This is a genomic window from Photobacterium sp. DNB23_23_1, assembly GCF_052873815.1.
The window spans coordinates 1-19,655 of sequence record NZ_JBNNXT010000023.1 but is presented as its reverse complement, the minus strand read 5'-3'; the positions used below and the strand labels follow the sequence as shown (position 1 = coordinate 19,655).

The window sequence follows — 19,655 nt, the reverse complement described above, 5'->3', positions numbered from 1 at the left end:
GGAACCATGAAACTACAGCAATTAAGGTATATCGTCGAGGTCGTCAATCACAACCTGAATGTCTCTGCAACGGCAGAGAGCTTGTATACGTCTCAGCCCGGGATCAGTAAGCAAGTCAGGCTGCTTGAAGATGAGCTTGGTGTGCAGATTTTCGAGCGAAGTGGTAAACACTTGACCCAGGTAACACCAGCCGGTGAGTCTATCGTTAAGATTGCACGGGATATATTGTCACGAGCTGAAAGTATCAAGTCGGTGGCGGGCGAGCATACTCATCCTGAAATGGGCACCCTGAATATTGCAACGACCCATACCCAAGCAAGATATGCACTCCCTCCAGTGATCCAGGGCTTTACTGCCCGCTATCCTAAAGTGACATTGCATATGCACCAAGGTACACCTAATCAGCTTGCTGATGCAGTGTCCAAGGGGACGACTGACTTTGCCATTGCCACTGAAGCATTGCACCTCTATCAAGATATGATCATGCTACCTTGTTACCATTGGAATCGTTCGATAGTCGTTAAAGCTGATCATCCTTTGGCGCAAAAATCAGAAATCACTATCCACGACTTGGCGGCTTATCCATTAGTCACCTATGTGTTTGGTTTTACGGGCCGCTCCGAGCTTGATAGTGCCTTTAATCGCTCAGGTCTCACCCCAAGAATCGTGTTTACGGCAACCGATGCTGATGTGATCAAGACTTATGTGCGCTTGGGCATTGGCGTTGGGGTGATCGCCAGCATGGCGATGGATCCGGCCACTGACAGTGATTTGGTCGCGATTGACGCCAGCCATATTTTTGAAGCGAGCACGACTAAGATCGGTTTCAAGAAGGGAACGTTCTTGCGCACTTACATGTATGACTTTATCAAACGCTTTGCCCCCCACCTTACACGCGAGGTGGTTGATCAGGCGGTAACGCTCAAAACCAATGCGGAAATCGAAGCGATGTTTGACAAAATACCGCTACCGGTTAAATGACCCTTCTCAGGCTGCCCCTTGGCAGCCTGTTTGTTTCTTGTCACATCAATCAAAATCAAGTATTAGCCCATTTGCTTTATTTGCGTTTACAATACCGATGATTTTTTTCTGATTAACTCAAGAGTACACCATGCACGCCCCGCGCTTTTCCCAACTCGATCGCTTACTGACGGATACCCGTGAATTGTGGCAGTTCATGCCCTTCTCCACTTCACAGGCGGAATGGGAGCAGCGTCACCCGGCACTGACACATTGGTTGCTTGGGTTGGATGAACCGCAATTGGCTAGCCTCCGGGAAAACCCCGATCAGCTGGCCACTGCATTGAGTCATTGGATTCCGCAGGCCGGAGCGATGCAGGCATTGTCAGCCTTAGACGCTTTGCCGCAGGTAAAGCGCATTACGCCTCGTGGTTTAGATACCGGTATTCCCGGTCGTAAGTGGCAGCAGCTGCAAGCTTTTAACGGTGTGCTGCCGGCATTGTCGTTACCATGGCTGGAGTGGTGTGCCGGGAAAGGTTTCCTTGGCCGAGTGCTAGCGGCAACCCACAAGACGCCGGTAACGAGTTTGGAATGGCAGCAGGCGTTGTGTGAAAGTGGCGAAACTGCCGCCCGTAAGTCGGCTTTACCGATGACATTTGTCCATGGTGATGCGTTTTCACCAGATAGCGGTAAATTTATTCTATCGCAGCAGCATGCAGTTGCTTTGCATGCATGTGGTGATCTTCATGTCTCGCTGTTGCAACGGGTTGCCGAACGGAAGGGACAAGCGGTGAGTGTTTCACCGTGCTGCTATCACCTGATCAGGGACAAGGTGTATCAGCCGATGTCTACCCTCGCGAAGCACAGCGGGTTAAGGCTCAGCAAGCACGATCTCCGTTTGCCTTTGCAGGAGACGGTAACGGCAGGTAATCGGGTACGCAACCTGCGTTTTGTGGAGGTGAGCTTCCGGCTGGGTTTTGACAGCCTGCAGCGCAGTGTGACCGGAGAGAATGTGTACTTGCCAGTGCCTAATGTTCAAAAGGCTTTGCTCAACGAGGGTTTTGCGGCTTTCAGCCGATGGGCGGCGAAGCAAAAGGGATTGGCATTACCGGACAATATCGATTTTTTCCATTGGCAGCATGTCGGTGAGCAGCGGTTTGATTGGGTGGAGCGGCTAGAATTGTTGCGTCAGTTATTCCGTCGACCGTTGGAGATGTGGCTGGTTTATGACCGGGCCTGTTTTATGGAAGAGTCCGGCTATGATGTCACCGTTGGGACATTTTGCGATAAGCCGATCACTCCTCGCAATATTATGATTCATGCGCAGTTAAAGGATTAAAGTGAAATCAGCACCGAAGTTAATCTAGAAGCGTGTATTTATACCAACCTAGATAAATATTTGATCAACGACTTATACCAACCTACATAAATATTTGATCAGTCTTGCAGGTTAAAATCGCTGTTCTCTGCGTTAGAGACTTTGTAATTAGAGCCACTAGTTACTGCAATCTCTGCCTTGATAACAACGATTTTTCCAGTGCAAATACTTGATCAACGACTTATCCAGATTGGTATTATCCAGGTTGGTGTTACATCTCAGGCTTAATATAAAGGCCAGTCATTTGCCGTGACTGGCCTTTTTTGTTTTCTAGCGCGAGTTATCCCTGAGAGAGCGGTTAGACGATTTCGGGGCTGAGTTCCGGGATCTCGTTGAGCAGGGAGAAATTACGTTCCTCATGCTCGTGGGCGGGCAGCGGCCGGCCGAGATAATACCCTTGGCAGAAGTCGAAACCGCATTGCTGTAAATACCGCAGTTGCGCCTTGGTTTCGACGCCTTCAGCCACGACTTTAAGCGCCAGTTTCTCACAGATAGCCTGAGTTGCTTCGATAATAGCCTGGCTCCCTTTGTGTTCACCCTGAACAAAGCTTTGATCAAGCTTGACGGTACTGATAGGCAGGTCCTGTAGCTGTGATAAGGATGAGTAACCGGTACCAAAATCGTCTAGGTAAAGTTCAAGGCCTAACGAGGCAAGATCATCGAGACACTGTTTTGCTTCATCGTACTCTTGCAGCATAGTGGACTCGGTGAGCTCAAGCGCAAGTTGTGATGATGGGATCTGATATTGGTTCAGAAGCCCCTCGATGGTCGGTGCCAAGCTTGACTGCAGCTGGGCACGCGACAGGTTGACACTCATGATGAACGACTTGCCGTACTTTTTCTCCCACAGTGCAAGCTGCTTACAGGCCGTTTTTAGGATCCATTTACCTAGCGGTACGATCTGACCGGTTTCTTCAGCCAGTGGGATGAACTCGCCCGGGGAAACTTGTCCCAGCTCTTCATCATGCCAGCGGATCAGCGCTTCAAAGCCTTTGAGAGACTTCGAGTTCATGTCAACAATCGGTTGGTAGTAAAGCTCGAATGCTTCTGCTTCCAAGGCCAGCGTCAGGTGATGACGCAGCGTCATTTTTCGATATAGCGCATCGGCCATATCTGGTGAAAAGTGATGGCTGCGATTGCGGCCGCGTAATTTGGCGCGGTGCATCGCCATATCAGCTTGGGTCACTAAGGTTTCGATATCTTTTGCATCGGTTGGGTAATCCGATGTACCGATACTGCAACCAATCGACAGTTCCCCCACTTCCTTTAGGTGGAAGGGGCGGTTTAGGGCTTTGATAAGTTGCTTGGCAAACAGAGCCGAATTATCAATGTTTCGGTGTTCGGCTTGGACAATGAATTCATCGCCGCCAAAGCGTGCTAAAAGTCCTTTGAACTTAACTTCTTCTTGCAGACGAATAGCGATAGCGCGCAGCAACTTATCACCAATTGCATGGCCATAGGTGTCATTGACTAGCTTGAAGCCGTCGATATCGAGGAACAACAAGCTATAAGGATGCTGGCTGTGCTGGTTTTCGATAATGGCATTGGTGATGCCGCGTCGGTTTAGCAACCCGGTGAGGAAATCATGCTCGGCATTGTATTTGGCTTTGTGAAGCTGCTCTTTTTCTTGGCTGATATTGATGAGGCTCAGTAACAGCTGATGTTTATCAGACAGCCACTTACCGTCGATGTTGAGCCAGTTGTGGCTTTTTCCGGTCCAACATAGCCGCTTGGATTTCAATACCCCTTCAGATCTGGCGGTGGCTAGCCATTTTTCAGCTAATTGGGCATCACCGAGAAAGCTAGCAAGATCGTTAAGATCTTCTCCAAAAGAGTGGGTAAAAGAGTTGTTGGCGCTGATCAGGTGACCGTCTTCTTCAAACAGCAACGCGAGGTTAGAGCTGCCAGAGAAAGCCAGCTCACGGCGCAGGCTTGCTTCTTCAGCGATCACTTCAACGAGCATGACGGTCGAGCCGTCAGGACCTGGCATGCCCGAAAAGTAACATAATGCTTTTTTGATCATGTCATTGGGGGAGAAGTACCACCAAGTTTTGATTTTTTCACCTTGATGGAATCGGCTGAGATAGCCGTCCAGAATGGCATCGACAGCCTCTGACATGTCAAGGCTGAGATCACGAGCGGTAAGCTCACTGGTCGTTTCCGCTTCCCATAGGGAAAGGGAGGCAGCGTTGGCCCAAAGAATACGTTTTTGGTGAATATCGAAAATCCAAACAGGGGTCTGCAGGAACTCAAAGAGAGAAAAATTTTGGTTCATCACCAAGGCTTTGTTATCTATTGTGATAGTTGTCAGATGCTATAACAAAAACGGCGTTTTAAATACGCATATAGGATAAAATCGTGAGCTTTATTCATGAAAACTGAAATAAAACGTATAATATCTTGAAATTATGAAAAAACGCGATCGGTGAATCGCGCTTTTATTGCTACTATTACTGGCTTTATTGCAGAGCTAGTTTGACTTCTAAGCCAACGAAAACGGGATCATAGGCGGCACCTGCATCGAGTGCAAAGCTAGCCGCGTCGGCATTACCGAACCATGGTGTGTAAGTGAAGCTAACATCGGCATCGTCATGCCACCAGTCCGTTATCCAGTAGTGGATATGCCCAACAGGGTTGAGCAGGAACAGGCTGACATCCCCCATTGTTTGCGATCCCATGACCTTACCGCGGTTGGCGGTGATTTCCATTTCTGTCTGGAACATCCATTCCCCGACAGCGGCACCAAACAGTGGGGTAACGATAATATCTTGAATCGACGGCACTTCAGCGAAGGCTTCTACACCGTATTCCCAGAAGAATGTCGACATCGTCGCAGAGTACAGAAATGACTCCCATTCGTTAAACCCTGAATGTCGGGCTGCGGTGTAGTAAACACCACCGAAGTATGGGTGCATTATATAGTTAAGGTAGTGATCGTCCTTGTCCCAAACAGGGCCTTCTTTAACATTGTCCCACCATTTTTGTCCCAGACCTTTTAGGTTTGTATCCTCTGGGTCCCAGTTGGTAACACTTTCCGGTAGCAATGTCATGAGACCAACCGTTGCCACACTTAGCCCCAAAATGGTATATGACTGCTCAAGCAGGTACTCCCAGTCTTTTTCCGGTGCGACGGACAAGTGCTTGGGTAGCGTATTGTTGGTTGGCTCGGTGCTAACCGGTTGCAGCGAAAAGCCTTGATCCATGGCTGTATACTGATCTTCGCTGGTGAAAGCAAGCTGTTGGCTAGGCTGAGAAGCATAGTTGTTCAGAAACGTTGACTGTTGGTATGAACCAACATTGGCATTCTCATTCCATGCGAATGCAGGGGTGCTGACGGCAATCCCCAGAACAAGTGGTGACAGAAGTGAAGTGCGCAAGATACGCTCCGCAATAGATCAAGGTGGATAGGATAAAAAAGTGCGGGAAGTATCACTGAAATGAAAAAAAATTCCTAGTATTCATTCACCATTACTAGGCAGTTTTGTGCAAAATTTTTGTAAAGATTAGCAATTTTTATGAATGATTGTTGGTATTAACAACATTGTTCAAACTTTTGTAGTGTTAGTGGTGCATTCGGTTGTAGGACGAGCGGCAAGACTCGCGTGCTTGCCGCTCAGGTTTTCGTTAGCCTACAGCAGGGATCACCCCCGCCATTTGCAGAAATTGGGCGGTGATGATCAGCACACCGGCACCCGTTGCGGCGAGCATCGCGGGTTTGCCACCTGCGACTTGATAGCCAATGTTTTGCTGACTGCTGTTTTTTTCAAACTGCTTGCGCTGTGCACTTACCATGGCGACTGGCAGGAAAATAGCGAGGATAACCAGAGCAATAGCAGCAAAACCCAATGCCATGATAAAGCCCTGCGGGTAGAACAAAGCAAAGGCCAGCGGTGGAACGAATGTTATCGCCGCTGTCTGCAGTCGACCATACTTCTTATCATGCTGTTTGAAGCTATCGGCAACAAAGTCGAACAGGCCGAGGCTGACACCCAAGAATGAGGTTGCCAATGCCAAGTCAGCAAAAATAGAAACGGACTGGCTAACCATTGGGTTATGTAGCAATTCACTCAGCGAGCCAATAAATGAGCCAAGGCTGTTGCTTGCCATCAGATCGTGCTGACTGAGTACGCCCTGGCTTGTCAATTGCCAGAAAATGTAGATCACGAGTGGCAGGGAAGAGCCAATGATCATGACTTTCTTCAGCGCTTTGATATCCAACCCGATATAGCGAACGATGGATGGGATACTGCCGTGGAAGCCAAATGACGTGAAGATGACTGGCAAGGCTGAAATGATCAGACCTTTTTCTACCGGCATGTTGACCAGGTAGCCTCCTTCAACGTTTGGTGCCAGCAAGCCGAGCATGACGATCAGGGCAATGGTTTTTAGGGTAAACAGCACCCGGTTAACCATGTCTACCGAGTGGGTACCAATGGCGACGACACTGGCAATGCAGAGCGTAAACAGTACCGTGCTGGTTTGTGCTGAGATGTCCAAACCGATCCAGTTAGTCAACTTATCATTGAGTTGGCCGCCCCCGCCTGCAATGTAGGCTGCACACAGCGAGTACATCAGAAAACACACTGCAAAATTGGCTAAGTACTGACCTTTTTTGCCCAGCAAATCACGGGCCAATGAGTTAAGCGTCGCTTGGTGATCGGCATGCTGGTGAACTTCAAGCATCAAGAATGCGGTGTAGGTCATCAATGACCAGCTCGCAATCATAATTAAAGTCGCCGTGGTAAAGCCGAGTCCGGCAGAGGCCAGTGGAAGGGCGAGCATGCCAGCGCCAATGGTTGTACCGGCGATGATCAGCATACTGCCGAAAGTCTTGTTCATAGACATGGGGTCAATTGCTCCGAGTATTCAATGTGTTGGTGCTCGGGAGGTGGTGTTTGCACCTGTGGTTACTCCCTTTCTTTTTTAAAGAGGGCCACAATGGCAATGAAGTGTCAGTAATTGTTTACACTTTATGTAGCCACTGTGGCTATCGATAGAAAGTGCTTGCTTGGTGATTATTCATGGTTTGATCCATTTTTTTTAGTGATAAATGGTGGCTTTTACGTGTTTGCTAACGCTTGCTTCTGGTTGTGAACAATATAGGTATTGCATTTGACTGTCAACTTTTGTGTTTTTTGGTGTAAACTTAATCTTACACTCGTTGCGGGTTGATATGTCATAGAGTGATATCTGGTTGATGATGATTGATTAAGTAAAAAATAACGTGCTGAAATAGATAGAGATATGCTTGAATGTGCAGATAGAGACTTGGTATAGAAAAAGGGTGTCGCAGGTCGGCATAATGGGGAAAAGATATGCTGAAAGTAGCAATGATAAGTACGGGTGAAGAAGTCCTTCACGGAGACATTACCGACACTAATGCAGCGTGGATGTCGGCACTGTTCTTTCAGCGGGGGTTTCCCCTGTCTCGGCGGACGACAGTCGGCGATCAGCTCGATATGTTAGCCAAAGAAATTGAGCACTGTAGCCTAACTGCCGATGTGGTGATCGTTAACGGCGGTCTAGGGCCGACAACCGATGATCTGACTGCGCAGGCGGCAGCCGTAGCTGCCGACGTAGGGTTGGAGTTGGTTGATGAGTGGGTCGTGGCAATGGAAGAAAAATATGCTCAGCTCGGCCGTGTGATGCCTGAAACCAATCTTAAACAAGCGATGCTGCCGGAAGGCGCAGAAGTGTTGGATAACCCGGTAGGGACAGCCTGTGGGTTTGCGATGCAGATTAATCGGGCTTGGATTTTCTTCACGCCGGGTGTGCCAAGTGAATTCAAGAAAATGACCCATGAGCAAATATTGCCGCGCTTGGAAAGTAGCTATGCCAATGACAGTGCTCAAGAATGTATCCGCCTTTATACGTTTGGTCTATCGGAGTCAGGGATTGGGCAGTCACTGCAATCCATTTGTCTGCCGGACGGCTTCGAGCTCGGCTATCGTTCGGAGATCCCTTTTATAGAAGTGAAAGTCTTTTGTCCGCAAGGCCATCAGCAAACACCTGTTTTGGTCGAAGCAATTGCCAGTGAACTTGGGGACAACCTGGTCGGTCACAATCAGCCTTTGCTCGCGGCTGTTGGTGAACTTGTTGAAGGAAAAGGGCATAAAATCGCCATTGCTGAGCAGTATACCGGTGGCTTCCTGACCAGTTGGCTCTATGATGACGAACGCTTAGCTGGGTTTATTTCCCAATCTTGGATACTGGGGAGTGACAGTGTTATCGAAGGTGATGCAAAGGCACCCATTGAGGCCTCGTTGTCGATGGCTCAGGTCGCGCGGGATAAAAACCGGGCGGATATTGGGCTGGCAATAGGGGCTGAACAAGACGGGTACGTGGTCGTGGCGCTGGTGACACCCGAAGGGGAATGGGCGCAGCAAGTGGCGACTAAACGCCGTTATAGCTCACGTGATTATCGTTATGTACTGGCAACGTTAGGACTAGATATGCTTCGCCGCTGGTTGGAAGACAAACCGATCTTTGGTCATTCGGAGTCGCTTCAGCGTATCGCCCAGGTGGGGAATTAATATTAGGTATTCCGACATGGATATGGAGTAATACCAACCTACATAAATACTTGATCAACTATCTATCCAGATTGGTATTAGATGCTAACGTGCTGATCTTGCAGCTGGAGTTGGTATTCAAACTCGATATCAACATTACTTTTAGGGGTTGAGCAACACGCCAAGATTTCGCTTGGGGCGATAAATGCCATGGCGTCTTGTTGGTCGACTGCACCCGATTTTAGCTTGCAGCGACAAGCGCCACACATACCGTTGCGGCATTGGTACTCGGGTTGAAAGCCTGCTTTTTCTAGTTGGTCGAGCAGAGGCTCACGGCTATTGCCGTGAACCTCGATACCATTGACGCAAATGGCGACTCGACTCATAGCTCGAAGTCACCCAGGTCATCGGCACTGACATCGTTATCGATTTGGCCGACTAAGTAGGAGCTAATCTCAGCCTCCTGAGGAGCAACCTGAACATTGTCAGATGACAACCAAGAGTTGATCCATGGGATTGGATTCTGAGTCGCGCCCGGGTAGGCATGCTCAAGACCCACAGCAGCCATGCGTAGGTTGGTAATGTACTCGACGTATTGGCACAGGATATCTTTGTTCAGGCCGATCATTGAACCGTCCTTGAACAAGTACTCTGCCCACTCTTTCTCTTGCTCGGCGGCATCACGGAAAATCGCAAAGCATTCTTCTTTGCACTCTTCAGCAATTTCAGCCATTTCAGGATCGTCCTGTCCGGTGCGCAGCAGGTTCAGGATGTGCTGGGTTCCGGTTAAGTGCAAGGCTTCATCACGGGCGATCAGCTTGATGATTTTGGCGTTGCCTTCCATCAATTCACGCTCTGCAAAGGCAAATGAACAAGCGAAGCTGACGTAGAAACGGATCGCTTCCAGTGCGTTCACTGACATCATGCACAGATAGAGCTTTTTCTTGATGTTACGCAGGTTCACCGTAATAGTGCTGCCGTTGATAGTGTGAGCGCCTTCACCTAGTCGGTGGTAATCGTTGGTCGCAGCGATCAGATCATCGTAGTACTTGGAGATGTCACCAGCACGTTTGATGATCTGTTCGTTACCGACGATATCATCAAACACAACAGCAGGATCATTGGTGATATTACGGATAATGTGGGTGTACGAGCGGGAGTGGATCGTTTCGGAAAACGACCACGTCTCAATCCAAGTTTCCAGCTCAGGGATCGATACGATCGGAAGCAGGGCAACGTTAGGGCTACGGCCTTGGATTGAATCAAGCAGCGTCTGGTACTTAAGGTTGCTGATGAAAATGTGGCGTTCGTGATCTGGCAGGTTGTTGTAATCAATACGGTCGCCAGAGACATCCACTTCTTCTGGTCGCCAGAAGAAAGAAAGTTGTTTTTCAATCAGCTTTTCGAAAATCTCAAATTTTTGTTGGTCATAACGCGCAACGTTGACAGGCTGGCCAAAGAACATTGGCTCTTTAAGTTGGTCGTTATTTGTTTGACAGAAAGTGCTATATGCCATCTTATCCTCAACATCGATAGGAGCCGAAGCTCCCACCGTTTAAAGTCATTAAATCTTGCAGCTTGTGCAGTCGTCTGCGCCTACATCGCCCTGGCTATCAGATGCGCCGTCACGGGTGTTGTGGTAGTACAAGGTTTTCACACCGAGTTTATACGCTGTTAGCAGATCTTTTAGCAACAGTTTCATCGGCACTTTCCCGCCTTGCTGTCGGCTCGGGTCGTAATTGGTGTTTGCTGAAATCGCCTGATCGATGAATTTCTGCATAATACCAACGAGTTGTAGGTAACCGTCGTTGTTGCCAATGTTCCAAAGCAGCTCGTAGTTGTCTTTGTATTTGCTGTACTCCGGTACAACCTGCTTCAAAATACCGTCTTTCGACGCTTTAACAGAGACAAAACCACGAGGTGGCTCAATACCGTTGGTCGCGTTTGAAATCTGCGATGAGGTTTCTGATGGCATCAGGGCTGACAAGGTTGAGTTGCGCAGACCGTGGGTCTTGATTTCTTCACGCAGCGCTTCCCAGTCGTAACGTAGCTCGGTGGTGCACACTTTATCGATGTCTTTCTTGTAAGTATCGATAGGTAGAATGCCCTGTGCGTAAGTGGTTTCGTTGAATAGCGGGCAAGCACCTTGCTCTTTTGCCAAACCAACAGAGGCTTTGAGCAAGTAGTACTGAATCGCTTCGAACGCTTCGTGTGTCAGGTTGTTTGCGCTGCCGTCAGAGTAGCGTACGCCGTGCTTCGCTAAGTAGTAAGCGAAGTTAATCACACCCACACCCAGAGTACGGCGGTTCATGGTTGAACGATAAGCCGCTGGTAATGGATAGTCTTGGTAATCCAGAAGCGCATCGAGAGCACGTACCGTTAGGTCAGCCAGTTCTTCCAGATCGTCCAGTGTATCAATGGCGCCAAGGTTGAACGCTGATAGCGTACACAGGGCGATCTCACCGTTTTCGTCTTCCACGTTGTTCAGTGGTTTGGTTGGCAGTGCGATTTCCAGACACAGGTTAGACTGGCGGATTGGCGCTACACTTGGGTCGAACGGGCTGTGGGTATTACAGTGGTCGACGTTTTGAATGTAGATACGGCCAGTTGATGCACGTTCTTGCATCAGTAGCGAGAATAGCTCGATGGCTTTAATTGTCTTACGTTTGATGCTTTTGTCCTGTTCGTATTTCACGTACAGGCGCTCGAATTCGACTTGATCGGCAAAGAATGCGTCGTACAGCCCTGGTACATCAGACGGTGAGAACAAGCTGATGTTTTCGCCTTTGATCAGGCGGGTGTACATTAATTTGTTGAGCTGTACGCCGTAGTCCATGTGGCGAACACGGTTTTCTTCAACGCCGCGGTTGTTCTTAAGTACCAGCAGTGACTCTACTTCACCATGCCACATTGGGTAGAACAAGGTGGCAGCACCACCACGAACACCACCTTGCGAGCAACACTTAACGGCTGTTTGGAAGTATTTGTAGAATGGGATACAGCCTGTGTGGAAAGCTTCACCGCCACGGATTTCTGAACCTAGCGCACGGATACGGCCAGCGTTGATACCGATACCGGCACGCTGGGATACGTAACGGACAATCGCACTTGCTGTGGCATTGATTGAATCTAGGCTGTCATCACACTCAATCAGTACACATGAGCTGAACTGGCGAGTTGGTGTACGCACACCTGACATAATTGGTGTCGGCAGTGAAATCTTGAATTGAGACACAGCATCGTAGAAGCGCTTGATATAGCCCATACGGGTTTCGCGCGGGTATTTGCCGAACAGGCAAGCGGCGATCATCATGTATAGGAACTGGGCGCTTTCGAAAATTTCACCGCTAACACGGTTCTGAACCAGATACTTACCTTCCAGCTGCTTCACGGCAGCGTAAGAGAAGTTCATATCACGCCAGTGATCGATGTAGTCTTCCATCAAATCAAATTCTTCGCGGCTGTAGTCTTCAAGCAAATGCTTGTCGTACTTACCTTTACTGACAAGGTTCGTTACATGGTCAAACAGCTTTGGTGGCTCGAATTGGCCATAGGCTTTCTTACGTAGGTGGAAGATAGCTAGGCGAGCAGACAGATATTGGTAATCTGGTGTTTCTTCAGAGATCAGATCAGCTGCAGCTTTAATGATGGTCTCGTGAATGTCTTCAGTCTTGATCCCTTCATAAAACTGAATATGAGATTTGAGTTCGACCTGCGAAACCGAGACATTCTCTAAGCCTTCGGCGGCCCAAGTAATGACTCGGTGGATTTTGTCGAGGTCGATATTTTCTGTGCGTCCATCACGCTTGGTAACAGTGAGCTGTTGATTCATTTTTGGTCGTTTTCCCGGATTTCCATCAATAGCAGTGTTTTTTTGTATCTTTTAGCAATAAGGCTAGCAAAGATTGTGATCTTTGTTGGATTTCTGATTGCCTGTTAAAACACTATATATTGGGGTGTTGAGCTTATGGTGTTACAAGATAGTGGTGGGAGCGGGCTAATGCAAGGCGGTAATTTTTAACCGGCTGTGGATAACATGGGGATTCATAAATTTAAGTTAGTACCTACTAACTGATTTGCGCAGTTGTGACAATATCATAAGAAAAATCAAAATTTTTTGAGGTCAAAAAAAGCGCCTGCAAAAAAAAAATTCTTGATTTCTTGCAGGCATTATACGTACTGACAAGGTTCATATCTTTTGGTTATTTATTGGTTAGTTAGTGGCACGTTGTTAGTGGTTTGACCTCGTCGTTCTAGCTGCTGACGACCGTTAATATCTCACTTGGGTGGGTCAGTACACCAAGCGCGTGCCAGTCTGAGGGCGTGTGCTCATCGCCAATATATCCCCAACCCGCAACATAGCCTGCCATGTTGGCTGCTTTGGCGGCAATCATGTCTTTTTCAATATCACCAATGTAAATGCAGTCGCGATGATCCACGCCCATTTGCTTGCTGGCATGGAGTAATGGTTCGGGGTGAGGTTTGGCGACAGCAAGAGTATCACCACAGACAACCGTTTTGGCGCGGAGCAGTTCGGGAAAAAAGGGGAGCAGCATGTCGGTCAAAAAGCCGGGTTTGTTGGTCATGATCCCCCAATTTATCTCTTTCTCATCCAGTTGATCTAACAGGGCGACCACGCCTTGGTAGAGGGATGTATTGACACAAATGTTGTCTTGGTAATAGCGCAAAAAATCTTCTCTTAACGCCATGATATCAAGGTGTGCAGGAATGGTTCCAAACCCGGCTGTCAGCAACCCCTTGGCGCCCATGCTGGTGTTGGCCTGGATTTGTTTATGGGTCAGCGGTGGTTGGTTGTGATCGGCAAGTACTCGGTTAGCCGCATCCGCCATGTCCGGAGCCGTATCGAGTAAGGTGCCATCCAGATCGAACAATATCGCTTTTTTTGTCATCGCCATGTACATGTCCTTGTATCGAAAAAGGGGCTTCAATAAGTATATACGTGGCGATAGAGGAAAAAGCGATCAGTGCGATCTATTGCAATAAATTTCTGTTCTGTCGATAGCCAAGCGGCGTAAGGCGGGCACTGAGGTTAGTGCGTAATGAATAAAGAGTGCGGGAAATCGCAGTCGCTAGGGTGGAACCACCCTAGCGAAAAGAAGCTACAACATCGTGGTATGAACGATGTAGTTTACATCGACATTGTTGCCTAGCCAGTAGCGGTCGGTCAGCGGGTTGTAGTGCAGGCCGGTAATATGGCGGTCTTGCAACGGTGTGGCGTCAATCATGTCTAATAATTCTGACGGGCGGATAAATTTCTCGTGGTCATGGGTCCCTTTGGGAACCAGCTTCAGTAGCTGTTCGGCGCCGACAATGGCAAACAGGTATGATTTGAAGTTACGGTTGAGTGTCGAGAAAAACACGTGGCCGCCAGGTTTTACCATTTTGGCACAAGAGGCGATGACTGATGCCGGATCCGGTACGTGTTCCAGCATTTCCATGCAGGTCACCACATCGTAGGTTTCTGGATAAAGCTCGGCATGCTCTTCCGCCGTACGCTGGACATACTCAAGTTTGGTGCCCGTTTCCAGTGCGTGGAGGCGAGCCACGGTCAACGGCTCCTTACCCATATCCAACCCCGTCACTTCAGCGCCTTCAACGGCCATACTCTCGGCCAAAATACCACCGCCGCACCCGACGTCGAGTATCTTTTTGCCAAAGATCCCTTCGGCACGATCAATCACGTAGTTGAGGCGTAGAGGGTTGATTTGATGCAAGGGCTTGAATTCACCTTCCAAATCCCACCAACGGGACGCCATTTCCTCGAATTTGCTAATTTCTGCTGGGTCTACATTCAACTGCTTGGTCATGAATCTTTGCCATATTCCTTTTTGATAGCGGCATTATATACCCAAGCTTATTGAAGATGCAGGTGTTAGAGGGAAATTATTGGCATGTAAAGAAAATGATGTCTAGGGGAGTGGCTGTCGCTCTGAAAGGAGGTAGAGCGACAGAATTAGCCATATGCAGTAATAAGAGAGGCGAACAGTTTTGAAAAAGGAGGAGTAAAATGTGTTTCGCTGCCCTTATAAACAATTCAGGCTCAAAAGCAATGATGCATTGTGTTGCATTACGACTTCTAAGCCTGATAAACAATCCGTGTTTGCATAGGTTTTACTCAGCTGGTTCTAGCATGGCTAACTGCATCATATCAGGCTGTACGCCACCTGATGTCATTGCAATACCTGCGATAATGAGCATGAGAAGATATTTGCCACCAATGATACACATACCTAGTGTTGTGATTACTCTGCCTAACATAATTGACCTCGCTTAACTGGTTATTTTTGAAATCTTAGTTTTTGTTCTTGCGGGTTCAATTGTACCTAATTGCTTGGACACAAAATTGATAATGATCAGTTTTCCGTTCAGCTTTTGGTCAGGTTTTTGAAGAACTGGTGTAATTACGATCTTGGTCAATAATTTACAATTGGTTGCAAAATAAGCGTGCCAGAATCAAAACCAAGAAAAGTAATAAAAAACAAGCTTTGAGTAAAAAACAGGCTATCGGAAAGGTAATAGTTAGATTAGTGCTTTCGATTTTTTTTCAATCAGCTAAATTACTCACAACATAATAGTGAAAGGTGTGCCTATCTGGGCTGAAATATGCTATATTCTCGCACCTTGCACGTATGGTACCAGACGTTATAGATATCGCCTTAAATTGGCTCTCAGCCCGTTTTAGCGCTAACTATGCCGTTTGGTATACGTATACGACAGAAATTACCTGAGGGATATTGGCTCCATGAGCGATCTTGCAAAAGAGATCACGCCCGTAAACATTGAAGAGGAGCTGAAAGGCTCGTATCTCGACTACGCGATGTCAGTTATCGTGGGTCGTGCTCTTCCTGATGTGCGTGATGGCCTTAAGCCGGTACACCGTCGCGTTTTATTCGCGATGAACGTGCTGGGCAATGACTGGAATAAAGCATATAAAAAATCTGCCCGTGTGGTCGGTGACGTAATCGGTAAATATCACCCGCACGGTGATAGCGCGGTTTACGACACGATTGTACGTATGGCGCAACCTTTCTCTCTACGCTACATGCTGGTAGATGGTCAGGGTAACTTCGGTTCGATTGACGGTGACTCTGCCGCTGCAATGCGTTATACCGAAGTGCGTATGTCCAAGATCGCCCATGAATTGTTGGCGGATCTTGACAAAGAGACGGTAGATTACGTTCCTAACTATGATGGTACCGAGCAGATCCCTGCGGTACTGCCAACTAGGGTCCCGAATTTGCTGGTTAACGGCTCATCGGGTATCGCGGTTGGTATGGCGACGAATATTCCGCCTCATAACCTTGGTGAGGTCATTGATGGCTGTTTGGCTTATATCAATGATGAGAGTCTCACCATTGATCAGCTGATGGAGTATATCCCAGGTCCGGATTTCCCGACTGCAGCGATGATCAGTGGCCGTAAAGGTATTATCGACGCCTATAAGACAGGTCGTGGTAAAATTTACCTGCGCTCAAAAGCGAATATCGAAGTTGAGAAGAATGGTAAAGAAACCATTATTGTCACCGAGATCCCTTACCAGGTTAACAAAGCTCGTCTGATCGAAAAAATCGCCGAGTTGGTTAAAGACAAAAAGATTGAAGGTATCAGTGCCCTGCGTGACGAGTCTGACAAAGACGGTATGCGCATTGTTATCGAATGTCGGCGTGATGCTGTGGGCGAAGTGGTTCTAAATAACCTCTACGCGCAAACTCAGCTGCAAACCACATTCGGTATCAACATGGTGGCACTGGACAACGGCCAGCCGAAGACATTCAACCTCAAAGACATGTTGAAGTGCTTCGTTAACCACCGCCGTGAAGTGGTGACTCGCCGTACTATCTATGAGCTACGCAAAGCCCGTGAACGTGCTCACCTTCTTGAAGGTTTGGCACTGGCACTGGCCAACATCGATGAGATTATCGAACTGATCAAAAACGCGACAACACCAGCCGAAGCGAAAGCCGGCCTGGTTGCGCGTGGTTGGGAACTTGGTAATGTTGCTGCAATGCTTGAGCGCGCAGGAACCGATGCAGCTCGTCCAGAATGGTTGGAAGAGCAGTACGGTATCCGTGATGGTCTGTACTACCTGACTGATCAGCAAGCACAAGCAATTCTTGACCTTCGTCTACACAAGTTGACCGGTCTAGAGCACGAGAAGATCCTTGGCGAATACAAGACACTTCTTGAAGAAATTGCAGAGCTGCTGCATATCCTTGGTAGCTCTGAACGCCTGATGGAAGTGATCCGCGAAGAGCTAGAAGCGGTGAAAGAGCAGTTCAACGATGTCCGTCGTACTGAAATCACAGCAGCTAGCCACGATATCGACTTGGAAGATCTGATCAACCAAGAAGATGTTGTTGTGACTCTTTCTCACGAAGGTTACGTGAAATACCAGGTTCTGAGCGATTACGAAGCACAGCGTCGTGGTGGTAAAGGTAAGGCTGCAACGCGCATGAAGGATGAAGACTTCATCGAGCGTCTGCTGGTGGCCAATACCCACGATACTATCCTGTGTTTCTCAAGCCGTGGCCGTATGTACTGGCTGAAAGTGTACCAGTTGCCACTGGCTAGCCGTACCGCCCGTGGTAAGCCAATTGTGAACATCCTTCCGCTGGAAGAAGGTGAGCGTATTACTGCGATCCTTCCGGTGAAAGAATACGAGCAAGACAAGTTTGTCTTTATGGCTACCGCAGACGGTACCGTTAAGAAGACGCCGCTGACTGACTTCAGCCGTCCTCGTAGCGCGGGTATCATTGCGGTGAACCTACGTGACGGTGACTCGCTGATTGGTGTTGATATCACCAAAGGTAGCGATGACATCATGTTGTTCTCGAAAGCGGGTAAAGTGGTTCGCTTCTCGGAAGAGCAGGTACGTGGCATGGGCCGAACGGCTGCCGGTGTTCGTGGTATCAAGTTGGCTGATAGCGATAAGGTTGTCTCTTTGATCGTTCCTCATAACGATGGCGATGTGCTAACAGTAACCGAAAATGGTTACGGTAAGCGTACAGAGCTTGAGGAATACCCAGCGAAGAGCCGTGCGACTCAAGGTGTTGTGTCGATCAAGGTTTCAGACCGTAATGGTAGCGTAGTCGGTGCTGTTCAGGTTGAAGACGGCGATGAGTTCATGATGATCACCAACGGTGGTACGCTGGTTCGTACTCGTGTGGCAGAAGTGAGCCGTGTCGGTCGTAATACCCAGGGTGTTACCTTGATCCGTACCGCTGAAGGCGAGCTGGTTGTTGGCCTGCAGCGTATCGATGAGCCGGAAGAAGACGAGTTTATCGAAGACGCGGAACTGGTCGAAGGAGAAGCTCCGGCAGAGGGTGAAACGCCAGCTGCGGACACTCCTGCAGACGACTCTTCTGAACAAGAATAACTAGCTAGTTAGTTAATCTGATAAAAGCGCAGCCTTTAGGCTGCGTTTTTTTATGTCTAAACATAATAGCGAAGACAAAGTATCAGTATTTTCCGATAGCCCCTTTTCAGCATCGTCATAAAGGTGTAAAAAAAGACATGGGTCACATACATGACCACAACCCTATGTTTTTCCAGCAGGAGCAAGTCTTTCACCATGGACAACGTTTATAACTTTTGTGCCGGTCCAGCGATGGTCCCGGCAGACGTATTGAAAAAGGCCCAACAAGAACTGATCAATTGGAATGGATTAGGTACGTCGGTGATGGAAGTCAGCCACCGAGGCAAAGAATTCATTGCTGTGGCCAAACAGTCCGAACAAGACTTACGTGACCTGCTTTCCATTCCTGATAACTACCATGTTCTGTTCTGCCACGGTGGTGCGCGTGCCCAATTTGCCGCAGTACCGATGAATTTGTTGGGAGTTGCTGACAGTGCCGATTATATGGATGGGGGCTATTGGGCTCACAGCGCCGCCCAGGAAGCCGCGAAGTACTGTCAACCGAATGTGGTGGATATCACTTGTGATCGCGATGGTAAAAAAGCGATTCTGCCTGCGGCAGAGTGGCCTTTGTCTGATGATGCGGCATTTGTCCATTTCTGCCCGAATGAAACCATTGATGGGCTGGAAATCCGTGATTTGCCAGTGACGGATAAGCCGATTGTGGCGGATCTGTCATCAACTATCCTCTCGCGCCCGATTGACGTATCGAAGTACGGTGTGATTTACGCCGGTGCCCAGAAAAATATCGGCCCTGCCGGCCTGACTATTGTCATTGTTCGTGACGACTTGCTGGGCAAGGCCCAGTCTATTCTACCGAGTATTCTTGATTACAGCGTGCAGGTAGACAAAGAGTCGATGTTCAATACCCCGCCAACGTTCGCTTGGTATCTTGCTGGCGAAGTCTTCAAATGGCTGAAGGAGCTTGGTGGTGTGAAGGTGATGGAGCAACGTAATGTCGCCAAAGCCAATGTGCTGTATGACTACATTGACCAATCCGACTTCTACCGCAATGAGGTTCATGCCGACAACCGCTCTTTGATGAATGTCCCTTTCCAGCTTAAAAAACCTGAGCTAGATGGGTTGTTCCTAGAGCAAGCTGATGCAGCAGGCTTGAAAGCGCTCAAAGGTCACCGCGCTGTTGGTGGTATGCGTGCATCTATTTATAATGCGATGCCGCTTGAAGGCGTGCAAGCACTGGTCGATTTTATGAAAAAATTCGAGCACGAAAATGCCTAAGCGGCAGGGAATGATCACCGCCGCTAATTAAAACGAAAAAGCCGCTTTGATGAAGTAATGCCGATCGTTTAAGCTAACTTGAACGATCCTGCAGTTAGGCGATAATCCCAACTAGTTGATTTCTAGTTGG

Annotated in this window: 14 protein-coding genes; 5 read left to right on the top strand and 9 right to left on the bottom strand. The window is 48.4% G+C overall.

What is annotated here, in order from left to right; translation table 11 throughout:
* Positions 1-6 precede the first annotated feature (6 nt).
* Both cysB and ACVA53_RS14965 read left to right on the top strand, forming a co-directional pair.
* Positions 7-981: an HTH-type transcriptional regulator CysB gene (gene cysB, locus ACVA53_RS14970; protein ID WP_446505501.1), complete on the top strand. Its 975-nt coding sequence runs from the start codon at positions 7-9 to the stop codon at positions 979-981.
* 130 nt (positions 982-1,111) lie between these two features.
* Positions 1,112-2,299 (top strand): methyltransferase, encoded by a 1,188-nt coding sequence (locus ACVA53_RS14965; protein ID WP_446505500.1) that lies wholly within the window; start codon positions 1,112-1,114, stop codon positions 2,297-2,299.
* A 337-nt stretch (positions 2,300-2,636) separates the two neighbouring features.
* Here ACVA53_RS14965 and ACVA53_RS14960 read toward each other — a convergent pair whose 3' ends face one another.
* From ACVA53_RS14960 to ACVA53_RS14950, 3 genes are all read right to left on the bottom strand, one after another.
* Positions 2,637-4,613 carry a putative bifunctional diguanylate cyclase/phosphodiesterase gene (locus ACVA53_RS14960; RefSeq protein WP_255041333.1) on the bottom strand — a complete coding sequence of 659 codons (1,977 nt, stop codon included), beginning with the start codon at positions 4,611-4,613 and terminating at the stop codon, positions 2,637-2,639.
* A gap of 184 nt (positions 4,614-4,797) precedes the next feature.
* Positions 4,798-5,715 (bottom strand): DUF3943 domain-containing protein, encoded by a 918-nt coding sequence (locus ACVA53_RS14955; protein WP_446505499.1) that lies wholly within the window; start codon positions 5,713-5,715, stop codon positions 4,798-4,800.
* Between the two features lie 247 nt (positions 5,716-5,962).
* The gene (locus ACVA53_RS14950) at positions 5,963-7,183 is read right to left on the bottom strand and encodes an aromatic amino acid transport family protein (protein WP_446505498.1); all 1,221 of its coding nucleotides are present in this window, start codon (positions 7,181-7,183) and stop codon (positions 5,963-5,965) included.
* 470 nt (positions 7,184-7,653) lie between these two features.
* Here ACVA53_RS14950 and ACVA53_RS14945 point away from each other — a divergent pair, with 470 nt between their 5' ends.
* Positions 7,654-8,871 carry a CinA family nicotinamide mononucleotide deamidase-related protein gene (locus ACVA53_RS14945; protein WP_255041337.1) on the top strand — a complete coding sequence of 406 codons (1,218 nt, stop codon included), beginning with the start codon at positions 7,654-7,656 and terminating at the stop codon, positions 8,869-8,871.
* Positions 8,872-8,948: 77 nt separating this feature from the next.
* On the opposite strand, the gene yfaE is transcribed toward ACVA53_RS14945, so the two are convergent.
* The 6 genes from yfaE to ACVA53_RS14915 all read right to left on the bottom strand — a co-directional run bounded on the left by yfaE (position 8,949) and on the right by ACVA53_RS14915 (position 15,129).
* Entirely contained in the window at positions 8,949-9,236 is a 288-nt protein-coding gene (gene yfaE, locus ACVA53_RS14940) for a class I ribonucleotide reductase maintenance protein YfaE (protein ID WP_255041339.1), read from the bottom strand.
* Complete coding sequence (gene nrdB / locus ACVA53_RS14935) at positions 9,233-10,366, bottom strand: class Ia ribonucleoside-diphosphate reductase subunit beta (protein ID WP_446505497.1); 1,134 nt, start codon at positions 10,364-10,366, stop codon at positions 9,233-9,235. The genes yfaE and nrdB overlap by 4 nt, the downstream gene beginning before the upstream one ends.
* Positions 10,367-10,414: 48 nt before the next feature.
* Positions 10,415-12,682: a class 1a ribonucleoside-diphosphate reductase subunit alpha gene (gene nrdA / locus ACVA53_RS14930; RefSeq protein WP_446505496.1), complete on the bottom strand. Its 2,268-nt coding sequence runs from the start codon at positions 12,680-12,682 to the stop codon at positions 10,415-10,417.
* Between the two features lie 421 nt (positions 12,683-13,103).
* Positions 13,104-13,766, bottom strand: coding sequence for an HAD family hydrolase (locus ACVA53_RS14925; RefSeq protein WP_446505495.1), 663 nt, complete (start codon positions 13,764-13,766; stop codon positions 13,104-13,106).
* 204 nt (positions 13,767-13,970) lie between these two features.
* Positions 13,971-14,678 (bottom strand): bifunctional 2-polyprenyl-6-hydroxyphenol methylase/3-demethylubiquinol 3-O-methyltransferase UbiG, encoded by a 708-nt coding sequence (ubiG, locus tag ACVA53_RS14920; protein WP_255041344.1) that lies wholly within the window; start codon positions 14,676-14,678, stop codon positions 13,971-13,973.
* A gap of 304 nt (positions 14,679-14,982) precedes the next feature.
* Positions 14,983-15,129, bottom strand: coding sequence for a hypothetical protein (locus ACVA53_RS14915; protein ID WP_446505494.1), 147 nt, complete (start codon positions 15,127-15,129; stop codon positions 14,983-14,985).
* A gap of 484 nt (positions 15,130-15,613) precedes the next feature.
* Here ACVA53_RS14915 and gyrA point away from each other — a divergent pair, with 484 nt between their 5' ends.
* Positions 15,614-18,247 carry a DNA topoisomerase (ATP-hydrolyzing) subunit A gene (gene gyrA / locus ACVA53_RS14910; RefSeq protein WP_446505493.1) on the top strand — a complete coding sequence of 878 codons (2,634 nt, stop codon included), beginning with the start codon at positions 15,614-15,616 and terminating at the stop codon, positions 18,245-18,247.
* Between the two features lie 195 nt (positions 18,248-18,442).
* Positions 18,443-19,525: a 3-phosphoserine/phosphohydroxythreonine transaminase gene (gene serC, locus ACVA53_RS14905; protein ID WP_446505492.1), complete on the top strand. Its 1,083-nt coding sequence runs from the start codon at positions 18,443-18,445 to the stop codon at positions 19,523-19,525.
* Positions 19,526-19,655 lie beyond the last annotated feature (130 nt).